A 17,459-nucleotide genomic window follows, 5' to 3' on the forward strand; every position below is an offset into this window, starting at 1 on the left:
CGCTCCGTGAAGGCGCACAATGCGGATCAGGGCAGCCGCTGGCGCAGCACCATCGCCGCGCCGAGTCCCGCGATCACCGAGAGCGCTCCGAGCATGAGCCAGGGACGGCTCGCGTCGCCGCGGGTCGTCTCGAAGCCGATCTGCTCCTCGAGCGTGTCGTAGGCATCTTCGAGTTCCTCGAGGCTCGCCGCGGTGAAGAAGCTGCCGCCCGAGAGATTGGCGATCTCCTTGAGCGACGGATCGTCGACGGGCACGGGGATCCGATCGTCCTCGATGGTGACGGTTCCCGTCTGCGTGCCGAACGAGATCGTCGAGACCGGGATGCCCTTCTCCGCGGCCTGTCGTGCCGCGGTGAACCCGCCGCGCGGATCGTCGGGACTCTCGGGCACGGTCTGCTTGCCGTCGGACAGGAGCACGATCCGCGCGGGCGGCGCCTGGTCGCTGCCGCCGAGTACCGCGGCGAGCGTGTCGATCGACTGCATCGCCGTGAAGATCGCCTCGCCGGTCGCGGTGCGTTCGCTCAGCTGCAGGTTGTCGATCGCGGACTTGGTCGCCTCGCGGTTGGTGGTCGGTGAGACCAGAACCGAGGCGGTACCCGAGAACGCGACGAGACCGAGGTTGATGCCGGGCGTCAGGTCGTCGGCGAACTGCTTGGCGGCTTCCTGCGCCGCCGCCAGGCGGGTGGGCGCGACATCGGTGGCCTCCATCGACAGCGACACGTCGATGACGAGCACGACCGTGGCCCGGTTGCGCGGTACCCGCTGCTCGGCGGTGGGACCGGCGAGCGCCACCGTGAGGAAGACCAGGCCCACGAGCAGCAGGGCGACCGGAATGTGCCGGGCGCGTCCGGGACGGGCGGGAGCGACCTTCTCGAGCAGTTCGAGATTCGTGAAGCGCAGCGTGTTCGCCTGGCGCCGACGCTGGACCAGCACGTACGCGCCCCCGAGGGCAGCGACGACGAGCAGCAGCAGCAACCACCACGGTGAGGTGAATCCGGACAGGCTCATCGTCCCCCCTGCCGTGCGGGTACGCCGTAGCTGTGCCGACGCGCCGCGACGAACCGCACGACATCGCCGATCCAGTCGCGGTCGGTGTGCAGGGTCAGGACGGGCGCACCACAGCTGCGCAGCGCCTGGTGCACGGCCGCCCGATGCTCGGCGGCCGCCTGCGCGTAGTCGGCCCGCAGTTCCGGAGTGGTCGTAAACTCGCGGGTGCGGCCCGTCTCCGGGTCGTGGAGGACCACATCGCCCAGATCGGGCAGTTCGAGGTCGCGGCGGTCGAGGATTTCCACGGCGAGGAGTTCGTGACGGCCGGACAGTGCCCGCAGGGACCTCTCCCAGTCGAGCGGACCGAGGAAGTCGCTCACCACGACGGCGAGCCCCCGGCGGCGCTGAGGGCGTCGCAGCGCCTCGACGACGCCTCGGAGATCACCACGGGTCCCGTCCGGCGGATGCGGGGTGGTCGCGACCGTCCGCAACAGCGACTGGGCATGCAGCCGTCCGCCACGCGCGGGGACGCGGACCGTCTCGCTGCCGGTGGAGACCACCGCCCCGATCCGGTTTCCGCCGCCGGTGGTCAGGTGCGCCAGCGCGGCCACCGCCGCGACCACCAGATCGCGCTTCTCGCACAGACCGGTACCGAAGTCCAGGCTGGCCGACAGGTCGATCGCGAGCCACGTCTCGAGTTCGCGATCGGCGACGGTCTGACGCACATGCGGATGCGTGGTGCGCGCGGTGACCGACCAGTCCATCTGCCGCACGTCGTCGCCCGGCTGGTACTCCCGGGCGTCGCCCGGTTCGGAACCCGGCCCCGGGATCAGACCGAGGTGATCGCCGTGCAGGACACCGTCGAGACGGCGCCGCACGGTCAGCTCGAGGGTGCGGAGCGCGGCGGTGAGCGCGGGATCGCGCAGTTCACCGGATCTGAACCGCGGTGGAGACCCGTCGTGAGGACGTGTGCTCACCGCGCGCCCGCACCTCCCTGCGGACCGGGCGCACCGACGGGTGTCTGCGGGCCGGCCGCGGACCGCGGATCGACGGGAGCCGGTGTCGCCGACGGCACGGGTGCGTTCGCCTGCGGCGCGACCTGCGGAAGGCCGACCGTCTGCAGGATTCGGGTGATGATCTGATCCGCGGAGACATCGTCCGCGAGCGCGTCGTAGGACAGCACCAGACGGTGACGGAGCACATCGGGGATGACGTCGACGATGTCCTGCGGCACCACGTAGTCGCGGCCCCGCACGAGTGCGAGGGCACGTGCCGAGGAGATGATGCCCAGCGTCGCTCGGGGCGATGCGCCGTAGGCGATCCAGCCCTGCACGTCGTGCAGCCCGAGTTCGGTGGGCTGCCGCGTCGCGAAGATGACACGCACGACGTAGTCGACCAGCGCGTGGTGGACGAAGACACGTCCGGCGATCTTCTGCAGGCGCAGGAGCTGCTCGTTGTCGAGCACCTGCTTCGGCTCCGGAGCGGCGACGCCCATCCGGTAGACGATCTCGCGCTCCTCCTCCACCGTCGGATAGTCGACGAGGACCTTGAACAGGAAGCGGTCGCGCTGCGCTTCCGGCAGCGGATAGACACCCTCGTTCTCGATGGGGTTCTGGGTTGCCATCACGAGGAACGGCTCAGGCATCGGGAAGGTCTTCCCGCCGATGGTGACGTGCCGTTCGGCCATCACCTCGAGCAGAGCCGACTGCACCTTCGCCGGCGCGCGGTTGATCTCGTCGGCGAGCACGAAGTTCGCAACGACAGGGCCGAGTTCGGTGTCGAACTCCTCGCGTCCCTGACGGTAGATGCGAGTACCGACGAGGTCGGTCGGCACGAGGTCCGGAGTGAACTGCACCCGGGAGAAGGACCCGCCGACGACCTTCGCGAAAGTTTCGACGGCCAGCGTCTTCGCCACGCCCGGCACACCTTCGAGCAGCACGTGGCCGCGGGCGAGAACACCGACGAGCATCCGCTCCACCAGCAGGTCCTGGCCCACGATCACGCGTTTGACCTCGTAGACGGCCCGTTCGAGGAGACGGACGTCGTCGGCCGGGTCGTACGCCTTCGCAGGGGCGTCGCCGCCGGGCTCACGGGTATTCACACCGGACGCCCGCGGTGCCGGTGAGATGTTCACGCCGGTCGTCTTCGGCGCCGGCGCAGCACCCGCCGCAGCCTGGTTGTTCTTCCGCCCGTCGTTGCCACCCTGGTTGCCCGGCGTTGCCGAACCGGACGTTCCACCCTCGCGTGAGGTCACCGACAATCCACCGCTTTCGCCTACGTCGCTCCGTTGGAAACACCTGCTGCACCACTATTGCAGGTGCCGGCTCGGTGTGTCGTCACCCCTGCACCGACCGGGAGACGCACCCGGATCGACCGGATGGGCGCCTGTCCTCGGCGGCACGAGGGCCGCGGCAAACCTCGCCCTCACGACACCATGCGCACCACGTACGGTGTCATGCCGCCCCAGCGTACCGGCGAGATCTTCACGTACGACCCCGACTGCGGCGCCTCGAGCATCTGTCCGTCACCGAGGTACAGCGCGACGTGCTGACTGGCGTTGGGTCCGTAGAAGATCATGTCGCCCCGTCTCATCTGCGACGACGGGATCTGTGAGCCTGCCGTGTACTGGTAGCCGGTGTAGTGCGGTAGCGAGACGCCGATGCCCGCGAACGCATAGATCATCAGTCCGGAACAGTCGAAGCCGACCTTGGCGTAGTCGCCGTGGACATCGGCGACACCGCCGTCGCGGATACCGCGGGTCGGTCCGTTCTCGTTCCCGCCGCCCCAGGCGTAGGGCACGCCGATCTGGGACATCGCGCGGTCGATGACGACCTCCACCGCGGCAGGACCGGTGACGCTCGGACGGGACGGGGCGCGAGGCGGCGAATCAGATGTGGAAGGACGGGAGCCCGTTCCGCCGGTGCCGGATCCCGGGCTCTCCACGACGGGGTCGCCCGGATCCGGGTTGTCCCAGTCGATCCCGCCGTCGTCGCTACCGGTGCCGTCGTCCACGTCGGGAACGGTGCCGCCGTCCGTGTCGTCCGGGACGGTCCCACCCTCGGTGTCGTCCGGGACGGTGCCACCACCCGTATCGTCCGGGACGGTCCCACCGTCCGTGTCGTCGTCCGTGTAGTCCGGGACGGTCCCACCCTCGGTGTAGTCCGGCAAATCCGTACCCGTACCGGTGCCGTCGTCCTGGGGTGCCCCGGACTCGGTGGTGACATCCGGCAACGCGACGTCGCCGTCGGTCGCCGCGGGTGACTCCTCGACCAGGGTGTGGGGGCGGCGGCCGTTGGCGAGTTCCGCCGCACGTGCCCGGGCTGCAGCGTCGGCCGCGACACGCTCGGCCGCCCCCGCAGCCGCGACCCGCGCCGCCTCGGCAGCCGCCGCGGCAGCCGCTTCCTCGGCTGCACGGCGACGATCCCAGTCGAGATACTGCGCGCGTTGCCCCTCGAGTCCGGCGACGTTCACACGGGCCGTGTCGAGCTCGCTCTGGGCGCCCGCACGTTCCTGCTCGATGCGCGACTTCTCGGCGGCCTGCCGGCCGAGTTCGGCACGGGCGACCGCGATCGCGGCCTCCGCTTCGGCCTTGCGTTGTTCGGCCGCATCCGCAGCCGCGTCGGCCTCGAGCTTGGCCGCCCGCGCCCGCGAGTGGGAGTTGGCCTCCGTGGCCCGGGCGCGCTGGAGCGCGTCGAGCACGGCGGTACGCCCGGCGGAGAGCACCCGCATCACCTGGGCACGGTCGAGCAGGTCGTCGGGACCGTCGACGTCGAGGAAGGCCGCGAGGGACACCGAATTGGCGCCGCGTGTGTAGCTGTCGCGGACGAACGCGTCGAAGTTCTGCTGCGCGGCGGCGATCCGATCGGCGGCGTCGTCGAGTGCACGACGGGAATCCGCGACCACCCGTTCGGCGAGATCTGCCGCATCGCGCGCGTTCTGCAGGTCGACAAGGGCCCGGTTGACATCCTCGCGTCGGATCGCGACCTGCGCGTCGAGCTCGGCGAGTTGCTGATCGGCGTCGGCGATCCGGACGATCAGTTGCCCGACCCGATCGATATTGGCCGCCACGGCCGCTCCTGCGCGATCGATCTCCGCGTCGGACGGGTTCGGCGGCGGGGGCGGCGCGGCAGAGGCCGTCGTGGAGACGGTGAGAAGTACGGCTGTGACCAGTCCCAAACCGGCGAGCAGCGTGCCGGTGCGCGCCCGCGGGGTACGGCGGGGCGTCGGACTGTCGGGCCGAGGGCCTGCAGTGAGCGCCCGGCCGGCACCGTCCGGCCCCGACCGTCGCGGAATCCCCCCGTGGATACCGAACCGTCTCACTTGCGTCTCCCTCGATCGCACCTGGTGGCCAAGGCATCCGGCCGGACGACCCGAGGAAGGCAGGCAGCATCGGTCAGCCGTGGGTACCCCATGGCTCACACGCTGCGGTCGTACACCGGCTGTGGACAGCGTCCCCACGAACCGGGTTGTGACACACCTTCCCCAAGAGCGTCATGAGAACCGTACGACACCACAGGGGTATGTCGCATGACAGTCACGAAGATCGTTCGAAGAACACCGTGAGGACACCGAACGGCATCATCTGCCGGATCTCGGCGGAATCGTCGGACGGGCGGCCCGGACAACCCCGCGGTGGTGACGGGAAAGAGACGTCAGGAGGCGTCGGGCGATGACATTCCGTTACCTCCGGCAACGGTCTGGTCACCATCCGTCCGGCGCCGCTTCGCCAGGAAGGTCGCACCGGCCGCAAGAGCGACGACGGCGACGATCAGCAATGTCATCAGTGTCCAGGGGGGCGACGGCTCGAGCACCGAATCGACGAAGTTGCGCGTGGACACCACCGGATCGCCGGTATATGTGCGGTCCTGGGCCGCCTCGAGGGTGACCCGGTCGAGATCCGCGCTGAACGTCCCGACCCAGCCGGGGCTGAGGACCAGCACGGTCCCGCCGTCCTCGGCCCCCACCTCCGTCGCGAGGTCGCGAAGCTGCGAATCCATACGCGGGTCCCGGTCGAGTACGACCACACTCAGGTCGATCCCGTTCTCGTGCGCGCGCTGCACCTCTGCGACGAGATCGTCGACGTACTGCGACGGTGCCGCAACCTGATCGTCGGCAAGATCGGCGAGCACTTTGTCGACGGAGACCCCGGCAGGCAGATCCGTGAGCGCAGGGCCCGGTATACGAAGCAGTGGCGCAGACATCTCTCTCCGGTGGTACTGAACAAAGTCCGGGCGACCGGCGGTCCGGCCGCTCGGAAACGACACGAAGCGCCACACCCGTGCGGCAGTGCAGAACACTACGCGATCGCGCGACGGCGGCTCGCAGCACTCGTCGCGAACAGGACCGATACCCGTGACGCCCCGCGACGGCACGACAAACCCCGGCTTCGGTTCAATACAGGACAAGCGTACTGTTAGAATCGAGTGCGAGACGCCACGACATTCTGCATCCGGGCCACGGGCCGTGGGTGGAAGTCGTGTGCCTCGCTTCAGCCGTCGACACAGCCCCGTCGGCGGCCAGCCGAAACGACGAGTGGAGCTGACGTGAGCACCAGTAGTGATTCGTTCGGCGCCAAGGGTTCGCTGCAGGTCGGAGACAACTCGTACGAGATCTTCCGCCTGTCGGCCGTCCCCGGCACCGAGAAACTTCCTTACTCTTTGAAGGTCCTGGCCGAGAACCTGCTGCGCACCGAGGACGGTGCCAACATCACGGCCGATCACATCCGGGCCATCGCCGACTGGGATCCCTCCGCCGACCCGAGCATCGAGATCCAGTTCACGCCTGCCCGCGTGATCATGCAGGACTTCACGGGCGTCCCCTGTGTCGTCGACCTCGCGACCATGCGTGAGGCCGTCACCACCCTGGGCGGCGACCCGAACAAGGTCAACCCCCTCTCCCCCGCCGACATGGTCATCGACCACTCGGTGATCCTCGACTACTTCGGTCGTGCCGACGCCCTCGAGCGCAACGTCGACCTCGAGTACGAGCGCAACGGCGAGCGTTACCAGTTCCTCCGCTGGGGTCAGGGCGCCTTCGACGACTTCCGCGTCGTCCCGCCGGGCATGGGCATCGTGCACCAGGTCAACATCGAGTACCTCGCCCCGACCGTCATGGTCCGCAACGGGCAGGCCTACCCCGACACCTGCGTCGGCACCGACTCGCACACCACGATGGTCAACGGTCTCGGCGTGCTCGGCTGGGGCGTCGGCGGCATCGAGGCCGAGGCCGCCATGCTCGGCCAGCCGGTCTCCATGCTGATCCCGCGCGTGGTCGGCTTCAAGCTCACCGGTGAGATCCGGCCCGGCGTGACCGCCACCGACGTCGTGCTCACCGTCACCGACATGCTGCGCAAGCACGGCGTCGTCGGCAAGTTCGTCGAGTTCTACGGCGCCGGCGTGGCCGAGGTCCCCCTCGCCAACCGCGCGACCCTCGGCAACATGAGCCCCGAGTTCGGTTCCACCGCAGCGATCTTCCCGATCGACGGCGAGACCATCAACTACCTGCGCCTGACCGGCCGCAGCGACGAGCAGCTCGCTCTCGTCGAGGCGTACGCCAAGGAGCAGGGCCTGTGGCACGATCCGAGCCGCGAGCCCGAGTTCTCCGAGTACCTCGAGCTCGACCTGTCGACGGTCGTCCCGTCGATCGCCGGCCCCAAGCGCCCGCAGGACCGCATCCTGCTGTCCGAGTCGAAGGTCGCCTTCCGCAAGGACATCCACAACTACGTGGAGGAGAACCTCCCGGCCGAGCACAGCAAGCTCGACGAGGCCGTCGAAGAGTCCTTCCCGGCGTCCGACCCGGCCGTGCTGTCCTTCGCGGACGACGGTGCCGTCGAGGTCCACTCGGCTGCCAACGGGGCCCACGGCCGTCCGTCGAAGCCGGTCGAGGTCGTCTCGGAGGAGCGCGGCGAGTTCGTCCTCGACCACGGCGCGGTCGTGGTTGCGGGCATCACCTCCTGCACCAACACCTCCAACCCGTCGGTCATGCTCGGTGCCGCACTGCTCGCTCGCAACGCGGTCGAGAAGGGCCTGTCCACCAAGCCGTGGGTCAAGACCAACATGGCTCCGGGTTCGCAGGTCGTCAACGACTACTACGAGAAGGCCGGCCTGTGGCCGTACCTCGAGAAGCTCGGCTTCTACCTCGGCGGTTTCGGTTGCACCACGTGCATCGGTAACACGGGCCCGCTGCCCGAGGAGATCTCGAAGGCCGTCAACGACAACGACCTCTCGGTCACCGCGGTGCTCTCCGGCAACCGCAACTTCGAGGGTCGCATCTCCCCCGACGTGAAGATGAACTACCTGGCCTCGCCGCCGCTGGTCATCGCGTACGCGCTCGCGGGCACGATGGACTTCGACTTCGAGACCGACGCCCTGGGCAAGGACACCGACGGCAACGACGTCTTCCTGAAGGACATCTGGCCGTCTGCGCAGGAGATCGACGACACCATCAAGTCGGCGATCAGCCAGGACATGTTCCGCAAGTCCTACGCCGATGTCTTCAAGGGCGACGAGCGCTGGCAGAACCTCGAGACCCCCGAGGGTGACACCTTCGCGTGGGACGAGAACTCGACGTACGTCCGCAAGGCTCCGTACTTCGACGGCATGACGATGGATCCGGATGCGGTCTCCGACATCAAGGGTGCGCGTGTGCTCGCGCTGCTCGGCGATTCGGTGACCACCGACCACATCAGCCCGGCCGGGCCCATCAAGCCGGGTACCCCGGCCGCGCAGTACCTCGACGCCCACGGTGTCGAGCGCAAGGACTACAACTCGCTCGGTTCGCGTCGCGGCAACCACGAGGTGATGGTCCGCGGTACCTTCGCGAACATCCGTCTGCAGAACCAGCTGCTCGACGGTGTCTCCGGTGGTTACACCCGCGACTTCACCCAGGACGGTGCTCCGCAGGCGTTCATCTACGACGCCTCGCAGAACTACCAGGAGGCCGGAATCCCGCTGGTCGTCCTCGGTGGCAAGGAGTACGGTTCGGGTTCCTCGCGTGACTGGGCCGCCAAGGGCACCCGCCTGCTCGGCGTCAAGGCCGTCATCACCGAGTCGTTCGAGCGCATCCACCGCTCGAACCTCATCGGCATGGGCGTCATCCCGCTGCAGTTCCCGGCGGGCGAGTCGGCCAAGTCCCTGGGCCTGACCGGCACCGAGGTCTTCGACATCGAGGGCATCGAGAAGCTCAACGAGGGCGTCACGCCGAAGACCGTCAAGGTCACGGCGACCAAGGAGGACGGCGAGAAGGTCACCTTCGACGCCGTGGTCCGCATCGACACCCCGGGTGAGGCGGATTACTACCGCAACGGCGGCATCCTGCAGTACGTGCTGCGGAACATGATCCGCGGCTAGAGAGCACTGCACGTGACCCGATCGGTCACACCTGTGTGAAGCGGCGGGCCCGGGACGAGACTCGTCTCGGGCCCGCCGTCTCCTCGAGCGGAAAGGAAGTGGCGCGTGCCCAAGGTCAGTGAGGACCATCTCGCCGCGCGGCGCAGGCAGATCCTCGACGGTGCCCGTCGCTGTTTCGCCGAATACGGTTACGAAGGCGCGACCGTGCGACTGCTCGAAGATGCCACGGGCCTGTCCCGCGGTGCGATCTTCCACCATTTCAAGGACAAGGACGGCCTGTTCCTCGCGCTCGCGCAGGAGGACGCACGGCGCATGGCGGACGTCGCCGCCAACGAGGGTCTCGTGCAGGTCATGCGCGACATGCTGTCCACGCCCGACCAGTTCGACTGGCTGGGAACCCGACTCGAGATCACCCGCCGCCTGCGTACCGATCCCGAGTTCGCGAAGGCATGGACGCAGCATTCCGCAGAACTGACCGAGGCCACCGTGGGTCGTCTCGAACGACAGCGCGAAGCGGGCAGGCTCCGCGACGATGTGCCGACCGAAGTTCTCCTCGGATATCTCGACCTCGTCCTCGACGGTCTCGTCGCCCGCCTCGCCTCAGGGCACGCCGAACAGGATCTCGTCGCGGTCCTCGATCTCGTCGAGGAATCGGTGCGCCGACGCGACTGACACGCGCTGTCGCCTGCTCAGCCCGTCTCGTCGCCCGCTGCCGCCCTGCGGCGGTTCGGCCCGCCGCGGCCCCGCAGCCGTACCTGCGACTCCACGAGCACGTTGTGCACGAAACCGTAGGATCGACCGGTTTCCTGCGCGAGCGTCCGAATGCTCGCACCCTCCTCGTAGCGGCGCTTCAGATCCTCCTGCAAGCGGTCCCGCGATTCCCCCGTAACCCGGGCTCCCTTCGCGTAGGTCGTCTCTCCACCACCGGAATTTCGCGCCATCGGATCCTCCCTGCGCCCTCGCCAAAGGTCCCTTTCCCAGGCTAGAGGACCGCCCGGGTGCGCGGACGCAGATCGGACCAGCGGAGCCGATCAGGCGAGCTGGATGAGTTCGAGGTATTCCTGGGACCAGTGGTCCTCGGTTCCGTCGGGAAGCAGGATCACCCGTTCGGGATCGAGCGCCTCGGCCGCCCCCGGATCGTGGGTGACCAGCACGACGGCACCCTCGTAACTGCGCAGAGCGTCGAGCACCTGCTCACGTGAGACCGGATCGAGGTTGTTGGTCGGCTCGTCGAGAAGCAGCACGTTCGCCGCCGACGACACGAGCCCCGCGAGCGCCAGCCGGGTCTTCTCACCGCCGGAGAGCGTTCCGGCGGGCTGCTCGAGCTGGGGGCCGGTGAACATGAACGCGCCGAGCAGTCCCCGCAGGTCCTGTTCGCCGGCGTCCGGCGCGGCGTGCCGGATGTTCTCCCATACCGACGCCGAGTCGTCGATGGTGTCGTGTTCCTGGGCGAAGTACCCGATCTTCAGACCGTGGCCCGGGACGAGCTCGCCGAGATCGGGGGTTTCCACTCCGGCGAGAAGACGCAACAGGGTGGTCTTACCGGCGCCGTTGAGGCCGAGGATGACCACGCGGCTGCCGCGGTCGATCGCGAGGTCGACACCGGTGAAGATCTCGAGCGAACCGTAGACCTTGGTCAGTTCCTTCGCCATCAGCGGTGTCTTTCCACATGCAGCAGGCGTCGGGAACCGGATCTTCGCGACCTTGTCGGCCACCCGCACGTCGTCGAGGTCGTCGAGAAGTTTCTCGGCGCGCTTCGCCATGTTCTGGGCGGCCGTGGCCTTGGTGGCCTTGGCTCCGAGCTTGGCGGCCTGCTTCTGCAACGCGGACGCCTTCTTCTCTGCGTTCGCACGCTCGCGGCGACGACGCTGCTCGTCGGTGGCACGTGCGTCGAGGTACTTCTTCCAGCCCATGTTGTAGATGTCGGCCTCGCCACGCACCGCGTCGAGGAACCAGACCTTGTTCACCACGTCGGCGAGCAGGTCGACGTCGTGGCTGATGACGATGAGCCCGCCGTCGTGGTTCTGCAGGAAGCCACGGAGCCAGGTGATCGAGTCGGCGTCGAGGTGGTTGGTCGGTTCGTCGAGCAGCAGCGTGGTGTCGGACTTTCCGCCGGACCCGTCCGAGGCCGCGAACAGGATGCGGGCGAGTTCGACACGGCGGCGCTGACCACCCGACAGCGTGTGCAGGGGCTGGCCGAGGACGCGGTCGGGCAGACCGAGACTGTGGCAGATGGTCGCGGCCTCGGATTCGGCGACGTATCCACCGAGGGTCGCGAAGCGTTCCTCGAGTGACCCGTACTTGCGCACGGCACGGTCGCGGATCTTCTCGTCCACGGCCTCTGCCATGAGCGCCTGCTGCTTCTCCATGCTGCGCATGATCTCGTCGAGGCCTCGCGCCGAGAGCACCCGGTCCTTGGCGAGGACGTCGAGATTGCCCTCCTTGGGGTCCTGGGGCAGGTACCCGATGTCGCCGGAGCGGATCACGGTGCCGGCGTAGGGCTCGCCTTCACCCGCGAGGATTCGCAGGGTCGTGGTCTTGCCGGCGCCGTTGCGTCCCACGAGGCCGATCCGGTCCCCGGCCTGCACCCGCAGCCCCGAGCCGGGGGCGGTGAGCAGCGTCCGCACGCCGGCGCGGACTTCGAGGTCGGTAGCGGTGATCACGCACGGGCTCCTAGGAAGAAAGACGGTGGATGGGTGCCATGGTGGCAAACAGCCGGGCACACGAACCACTCATTTTACCGTGGCGCGGCCCCACCCTCACGGTGAGATTCGCTACCCTCCCGCGGCGCACCCCTGCCCCCACCGGCGGGCGACCTAGGCTGGCGCCCGTGACGCACCGTCCCCCTACCGACCTCGTCGTGGCCGGGCTCGGCCCCGCCGGCCGGGCACTGGCGTTCCGCGCGGCCGCGGCCGGGTTGTCCGTGACGGCCGTCGACGTGCGCCCGCAGCGTCGGTGGACCGCGACCTACGCGGCGTGGGCCGACGAGCTGCCGGCCTGGTTACCTGCGGAGACGGTGGCGTCGCACATCGGCAGACCCGCCGTGTGGACGACCGGGCCCCGCCTCCTCGATCGCGTCTACCGGGTGCTGGATACGGCGCGGCTGCAGGACGTGCTCGACCTCGGCGCGGTCGCGGTGGTCCGGGGTCGCGTACGCGACGTCGGATCGGAGGGTGTCGTCCTCGAGGACGGGCGCCGAGTGTGTGCGCGCTACGTCGTCGACGCCCGCGGGGTTCCTGCCGATCCGCAGCGCGCCCAGCAGACGGCATTCGGCGTGATCGTGGACGACGCGACCGCGGCACCCGCCCTCGACGGGCACGACGCCTGGTTCATGGACTGGCGTCGCGACAACGGGACCGCTCCGGACGATGTCCCGTCCTTCCTCTACGCGGTGCCGGTCGGTGACGGCCGCACGATCCTCGAGGAGACCTGTCTCGTCGGGCGCCCGGCACTCGACCTCGGCGAACTCGAACGACGCCTCCGTGTCCGGCTCGCGGCACGAGGGGTGTGCACGACCGGCGACGAACGGGTCGAACGGGTGCGCTTCGCGGTGGAGGGCGCACCGACGTCGCCCGGGGTGATCGGTTTCGGTGCCCGCGGCGGTCTCATGCATCCGGCCACGGGATACGCGGTGGCCACGGCGCTGTCCACCGCGGATGCGGTGGTGGACGCGATGCGCCGCGGCGACGACCCGCAGCATGTCCTGTGGTCTGCCCGCGCCCGTTCGGTGGCGGCGATGCGGCAGATGGGACTGCGGGTCCTGCTGCGACTCGACGCGCACGGTGCGATCGAGTTCTTCGACGCGTTCTTCGACCTGCCGGTCGCGCAGCAACGGGCGTATCTGTCGGGTCGCGACGACGCGTCGGGTGTGGCGAGCGCGATGTGGCGGCTGTTCCGGGTGCTACCCCGGCCCCGGCGCATGACGATCCTGCGGTCGCTCCGCTGATCTCCCGGCTACGACGGTGTGGTGAATGTCTCGACGAGCCGCCCGGTGAGTTTCGCAGCTTTCCAGCGTTCTCCCGGGGTGTCGATCATGATGGACACATGCGGTCGATCTGGAAAGGCTCACTCGCGTTCGGCCTCGTCAACGTGCCGGTGAAGGTGTACTCGGCCACCGAGTCGCACGACATCACCTTCCACCAGGTGCATGCGAAGGACGGCGGGCGGATCAAGTACCAGCGCGTGTGTACCGAGTGCGGTGAGGTCGTTCCCTACCAGGAGATCGACAAGGCCTACGACTCCGAGGACGGCGAGCGGGTCGTGCTCACCGACGAGGACTTCGAGAAGCTTCCCGCGGCGGAGAAGCACGAGATCCCGGTCCTGCAGTTCGTGCCCACCGAACAGATCGATCCGATCCTGTTCGAGAAGTCCTACTATCTCGAGCCCGATTCGTCGTCGCCGAAGGCCTACGGCCTGCTCGCCGCGACCCTCGAGCAGAGCGACCGGACGGCGCTGGTGCACTTCACGCTTCGTCAGCGCACGCGACTGGCGGCGCTGCGCACCCGCGACGGGTTGCTCATCCTGCAGACCCTGCTGTGGCCCGACGAGGTACGCGCGGCCGAGTTCGAGTCGCTCGACGACATCGAGAAGCCGAAACAACGCGAACTCGCGATGGCCGAGACCCTCGTCGAATCGATGTCCGACGATTTCGATCCCACCGAGTTCACCGACGAATACCAGGTGGAGCTGCGCACGCTGATCGACGAGGCCCTCGCGCGCGGTGGCGAGAAGGTCTTCCAGGTCGCCGAACCCGACACCGACGAGGAGGACGCCGAGGTGCTCGACCTCGTCGCTGCCCTGCAGCGCAGCGTCGACGCGGCGGGTAAGAAGGTTCCGTCTGGTTCGTCCTCGGACGGGAAGAAGTCCTCGAAGGACGACGAAGACGACGAGGGCGCGAAGAAGAAGGCTCCCGCGAAGAAGACCGCATCGAAGAGCACGGCGAAGAAGAGTCCCGCGAAGAAGAGCACCGCGAAGAAGACCGCGTCCACGAGTACGGCGGCCAGGAAGAGTCCTGCGAAGAAGACAGCTGCCAAGAAGACCTCCGGCGAACGCAAAGGCGCCTGACCCCCGACGAGAAGTCGGAGATCAGGCGCCGGGGCTCGGAGCCGGAGGCAGCCGGATCAGACGGTGAACCCGAGTGCGCGCAGCTGCTCGCGTCCGTCGTCGGTGATCTTGTCGGGACCCCACGGCGGCATCCACACCCAGTTGATACGCAGTTCGTCGCACAGACCGCTGCGCACGAGTGCGCCCTTGGCCTGATCCTCGATGACATCGGTGAGAGGGCACGCCGCCGACGTGAGGGTCATGTCGACGGTCACGATCTCGTCGGCCTCGGAGATCCCGTAGACGAGACCGAGATCGACGACATTGATGCCGAGTTCGGGGTCGACGACGTCGCGCAGCGCTTCCTCGAGTTCGTCGAGGCGGCCCGGATCCAGCGGGGGGGCCGTGGCCGCGACGAGCGTCGAGGTCTCGTCCGCGCCGGCGTCGGCCGTCGGATCCTCGTCGGTGTTCACGGTGCCGGGTGCGGGTTCGGTCATCGGTTCTGTCCTTCGCTCGAAAGGGTGTGCGCGCCGTCCGTCAGGGTGTCGGAGGCGGCGTCCACGGTCTGCGCGACCGCGTCCTTGAAAGCCATCCAGCCCAGCAACGCGCACTTCACGCGCGCCGGGTACTTCGCCACGCCGGCGAACGCGATGCCGTCGCCGATCAACTCCTCGTCGCCGTCGACGGTGCCGCGACTGCTCACCATCTCGACGAACCCGTCGACCATCTTCAGCGCATCGCCCAGCGGAGCACCGATCACCTGGTCGGTGAGCACGGACGTCGACGCCTGGCTGATCGAGCACCCCTGGCCGTCGTAGGAGACGTCGGCAACGGTGTCGCCGTCGAGATGCACACGCAGCGTCACCTCGTCGCCGCAGGTCGGGTTGACGTGATGTACTTCGGCGCCGAACGGTTCGCGCAGCCCGCGGTGATGCGGGTGCTTGTAGTGGTCCAGGATCACTTCCTGGTACATCTGCTCCATCCGCATCGGATCACGCCTCCCCGAAGAATTTCTGGGCGCGCCGGATCGCCGCGCCGAGTGCCTGCACCTCGTCCGGCGTGTTGTACACGGCGAACGACGCGCGGGCGGTCGCGGCCACCCCGAAGCGGCGGTGCAACGGCCAGGCACAGTGATGCCCGACCCGGATCTCGACGCCCTCGTCATCGAGGATCTGGCCGAGATCATGGGCGTGGATTCCGTCCACGACGAACGACACGGCCCCACCGCGCTGGTCGGCGGTGGTCGGACCGATGATGCGCACGCCCTCGATGCCGGCGAGTTCGGCGAGCGCCGCAGTGGTGAGTTCGTGCTCGTGCGCGGCCACCGCGTCCATGCCGATCTCCTGCAGATAACGCACGGCGGCACCGAGCCCCACGGCCTGCGAGGACATCGGGGAACCGGCTTCGAACCGCTGCGGCGGTGCGGCGAAGGTCGTCGCCTCCATGGTGACCGTCTCGATCATCGAGCCACCGGTGATGAACGGCGGCACGTCGGCGAGCAGGTCGCGTCGTCCGTAGAGGACACCCACACCCGAGGGACCGAACATCTTGTGGCCGGAGAAGGCGGCGAAGTCGACTCCGAGCGCGCGGAAGTCGACGGCCATGTGCGGCACCGACTGGCACGCGTCGAGCACGACGATCGCGCCGACCTCCTTCGCGCGTCGCACGATCTCCTCGACGGGGGCGACCGCGCCGGTCACGTTCGACTGGTGCGTGAACGCCACGACCTTCACGGCCTCGGTCAGCGTCAGCGAGTCGAGGTCGATGCGGCCGTCGTCGGTGACGCCGTACCAGCGCAGGGTGGCACCCGTGCGCCGCGCGAGTTCCTGCCACGGAACGAGGTTCGCGTGGTGCTCGAGCTCGGTGACGACGATCTCGTCACCCGGTCCGAGCCGGTGCGGGAACCGGTCGTCGGCGAAGGCGTAGGCGACGAGGTTGAGCGACTCGGTGGCGTTCTTGGTGAACACCACCTCGTCGACGTCGACCCCGACGAAGCCGGCGATGACAGCGCGGGCGTCCTCGTACGAGTCGGTCGCCTCCTCCGACAACGCATGCGCACCGCGGTGCACGGCCGCGTTCCGCGTCGCGAGGAACTCACGCTCGGCGTCCAGCACCTGCACCGGACGCTGGGAGGTGGCCCCCGAGTCGAGGTAGACCAGGGGTTTGCCGTCGCGCACCGTGCGCGCGAGGATCGGGAAATCCGCCCTGATCCGGGCGATGTCCAAGGTCCGCACCGGCACCGTCATCCGATCACGCTCCTTGCGTTGCTGCCTGGGTGAAACGAACGTAGCCGTTGGTCTCGAGCTCGTCGGCGAGCTCGGGGCCACCGGACTCGACGACGCGGCCACCCACGAAGACGTGCACGAACTGCGGCTTGATGTAGCGCAGGATGCGGGTGTAGTGGGTGATGAGCAGGACGCCGCCGTTCTCGTTCTCCTGGTAGCGGTTCACGCCCTCGGAGACGACGCGCAGCGCGTCCACGTCGAGGCCCGAGTCGGTCTCGTCGAGGATGGCGATCTTCGGCTTCAGCAGACCGAGCTGCAGGATCTCGTGGCGCTTCTTCTCGCCACCGGAGAAGCCCTCGTTGACACTGCGCTCGCCGAAGGCCGGATCGATGTCCAGCTCGGACATCGCCTGCTTGACCTCCTTGACCCAGTGGCGCAGCTTGGGGGCCTCGCCGCGCACGGCGGTCGCGGCGGTGCGGAGGAAGTTCGACATCGACACGCCGGGCACCTCGACCGGGTACTGCATCGCGAGGAACAGGCCGGCGCGGGCGCGCTCGTCGACACTCATCTCGAGTACGTCCTCACCGTTGAGGGTGATGCTGCCCGAGGTGATCTCGTACTTGGGGTGGCCGGCGATCGCGTACGACAGGGTGGACTTGCCGGAGCCGTTGGGGCCCATGATGGCGTGCGTCTCACCCGAGCGGACCGTGAGATCGACGCCCTTGAGAATGTCGATGGGTTCGGCGTTCTCGTCGGTCTGAGCGACACGGACGTGCAGGTCCTTGATCTCGAGGACGTTCGAAGGTGTGGACATCGAAATGCGTTTCCTTAGTGGAGAGGTATCGGGAGTACGGGGA

Annotated in this window: 15 protein-coding genes; 4 read left to right on the forward strand and 11 right to left on the reverse strand. The window is 68.4% G+C overall.

Going from position 1 to position 17,459, the window contains the following annotated elements:
- Positions 1-26: 26 nt before the first annotated feature.
- The 5 genes from A8G18_RS17760 to A8G18_RS17780 form a co-directional block, all read right to left on the reverse strand.
- A complete protein-coding gene (locus A8G18_RS17760) occupies positions 27-1,007 on the reverse strand; it encodes a VWA domain-containing protein (RefSeq protein ID WP_064064884.1) in 981 nt (326 codons plus the stop codon).
- A complete protein-coding gene (locus tag A8G18_RS17765) occupies positions 1,004-1,963 on the reverse strand; it encodes a DUF58 domain-containing protein (RefSeq protein ID WP_016934892.1) in 960 nt (319 codons plus the stop codon). The genes A8G18_RS17760 and A8G18_RS17765 overlap by 4 nt, the downstream gene beginning before the upstream one ends.
- Positions 1,960-3,240: an AAA family ATPase gene (locus A8G18_RS17770; protein ID WP_115311449.1), complete on the reverse strand. Its 1,281-nt coding sequence runs from the start codon at positions 3,238-3,240 to the stop codon at positions 1,960-1,962. The genes A8G18_RS17765 and A8G18_RS17770 overlap by 4 nt, the downstream gene beginning before the upstream one ends.
- Positions 3,241-3,410: 170 nt before the next feature.
- Complete coding sequence (locus A8G18_RS17775; RefSeq protein WP_084421925.1) at positions 3,411-5,306, reverse strand: NlpC/P60 family protein; 1,896 nt, start codon at positions 5,304-5,306, stop codon at positions 3,411-3,413.
- Positions 5,307-5,638: 332 nt separating this feature from the next.
- Positions 5,639-6,187 carry an Rv1476 family membrane protein gene (locus A8G18_RS17780; RefSeq protein WP_242496709.1) on the reverse strand — a complete coding sequence of 183 codons (549 nt, stop codon included), beginning with the start codon at positions 6,185-6,187 and terminating at the stop codon, positions 5,639-5,641.
- Between the two features lie 342 nt (positions 6,188-6,529).
- Between A8G18_RS17780 and acnA the strand changes: the two genes are divergently transcribed.
- Positions 6,530-9,334, forward strand: coding sequence for an aconitate hydratase AcnA (gene acnA, locus A8G18_RS17785; RefSeq protein WP_064064886.1), 2,805 nt, complete (start codon positions 6,530-6,532; stop codon positions 9,332-9,334).
- Positions 9,335-9,439: 105 nt separating this feature from the next.
- Entirely contained in the window at positions 9,440-10,006 is a 567-nt protein-coding gene (locus A8G18_RS17790; RefSeq protein ID WP_016934200.1) for a TetR/AcrR family transcriptional regulator, read from the forward strand.
- A 17-nt stretch (positions 10,007-10,023) separates the two neighbouring features.
- On the opposite strand, the gene A8G18_RS17795 is transcribed toward A8G18_RS17790, so the two are convergent.
- Positions 10,024-10,275, reverse strand: coding sequence for a helix-turn-helix domain-containing protein (locus A8G18_RS17795; RefSeq protein WP_026003301.1), 252 nt, complete (start codon positions 10,273-10,275; stop codon positions 10,024-10,026).
- Between the two features lie 90 nt (positions 10,276-10,365).
- Positions 10,366-11,997, reverse strand: a complete 1,632-nt coding sequence (locus A8G18_RS17800; protein WP_064064887.1) for an ABC-F family ATP-binding cassette domain-containing protein — start codon at positions 11,995-11,997, stop codon at positions 10,366-10,368.
- A gap of 167 nt (positions 11,998-12,164) precedes the next feature.
- Between A8G18_RS17800 and A8G18_RS17805 the strand changes: the two genes are divergently transcribed.
- Positions 12,165-13,280: a lycopene cyclase family protein gene (locus A8G18_RS17805; protein WP_064064888.1), complete on the forward strand. Its 1,116-nt coding sequence runs from the start codon at positions 12,165-12,167 to the stop codon at positions 13,278-13,280.
- Positions 13,281-13,378: 98 nt separating this feature from the next.
- Positions 13,379-14,398 carry a non-homologous end joining protein Ku gene (gene ku, locus A8G18_RS17810; RefSeq protein ID WP_064064889.1) on the forward strand — a complete coding sequence of 340 codons (1,020 nt, stop codon included), beginning with the start codon at positions 13,379-13,381 and terminating at the stop codon, positions 14,396-14,398.
- A 56-nt stretch (positions 14,399-14,454) separates the two neighbouring features.
- On the opposite strand, the gene A8G18_RS17815 is transcribed toward ku, so the two are convergent.
- From A8G18_RS17815 to sufC, 4 genes are read right to left on the reverse strand one after another with little or no spacing between them, the layout of a single operon-like run.
- Positions 14,455-14,874, reverse strand: a complete 420-nt coding sequence (locus tag A8G18_RS17815; protein ID WP_064064890.1) for a metal-sulfur cluster assembly factor — start codon at positions 14,872-14,874, stop codon at positions 14,455-14,457.
- Positions 14,871-15,365 (reverse strand): Fe-S cluster assembly sulfur transfer protein SufU, encoded by a 495-nt coding sequence (gene sufU / locus A8G18_RS17820; RefSeq protein ID WP_064064891.1) that lies wholly within the window; start codon positions 15,363-15,365, stop codon positions 14,871-14,873. The genes A8G18_RS17815 and sufU overlap by 4 nt, the downstream gene beginning before the upstream one ends.
- 4 nt (positions 15,366-15,369) lie before the next feature.
- Entirely contained in the window at positions 15,370-16,623 is a 1,254-nt protein-coding gene (locus tag A8G18_RS17825; RefSeq protein WP_064064892.1) for a cysteine desulfurase, read from the reverse strand.
- A 4-nt stretch (positions 16,624-16,627) separates the two neighbouring features.
- Positions 16,628-17,416, reverse strand: coding sequence for a Fe-S cluster assembly ATPase SufC (gene sufC, locus A8G18_RS17830; RefSeq protein WP_016934996.1), 789 nt, complete (start codon positions 17,414-17,416; stop codon positions 16,628-16,630).
- Between the last annotated feature and the right edge of the window lie 43 nt (positions 17,417-17,459).

The sequence above is a fragment of the Rhodococcus gordoniae genome (assembly GCF_001646655.1).
GTDB classification, from domain to species: Bacteria; Actinomycetota; Actinomycetes; order Mycobacteriales; family Mycobacteriaceae; genus Rhodococcus; species Rhodococcus gordoniae.

What these genes read in the sequence shown, in the direction of transcription:
- A8G18_RS17760 (WP_064064884.1), bottom strand. Translation starts at nt 1,007, where the DNA reads ATGAGCCTGTCCGGATTCACCTCACCGTGGTGGTTGCTGCTGCTGCTC.
- sufC (WP_016934996.1), bottom strand. Translation starts at nt 17,416, where the DNA reads ATGTCCACACCTTCGAACGTCCTCGAGATCAAGGACCTGCACGTCCGT.
- ku (WP_064064889.1), top strand. Translation starts at nt 13,379, where the DNA reads ATGCGGTCGATCTGGAAAGGCTCACTCGCGTTCGGCCTCGTCAACGTG.
- A8G18_RS17825 (WP_064064892.1), bottom strand. Translation starts at nt 16,623, where the DNA reads ATGACGGTGCCGGTGCGGACCTTGGACATCGCCCGGATCAGGGCGGAT.
- sufU (WP_064064891.1), bottom strand. Translation starts at nt 15,365, where the DNA reads ATGCGGATGGAGCAGATGTACCAGGAAGTGATCCTGGACCACTACAAG.
- A8G18_RS17815 (WP_064064890.1), bottom strand. Translation starts at nt 14,874, where the DNA reads ATGACCGAACCCGCACCCGGCACCGTGAACACCGACGAGGATCCGACG.
- A8G18_RS17795 (WP_026003301.1), bottom strand. Translation starts at nt 10,275, where the DNA reads ATGGCGCGAAATTCCGGTGGTGGAGAGACGACCTACGCGAAGGGAGCC.
- A8G18_RS17780 (WP_242496709.1), bottom strand. Translation starts at nt 6,187, where the DNA reads ATGTCTGCGCCACTGCTTCGTATACCGGGCCCTGCGCTCACGGATCTG.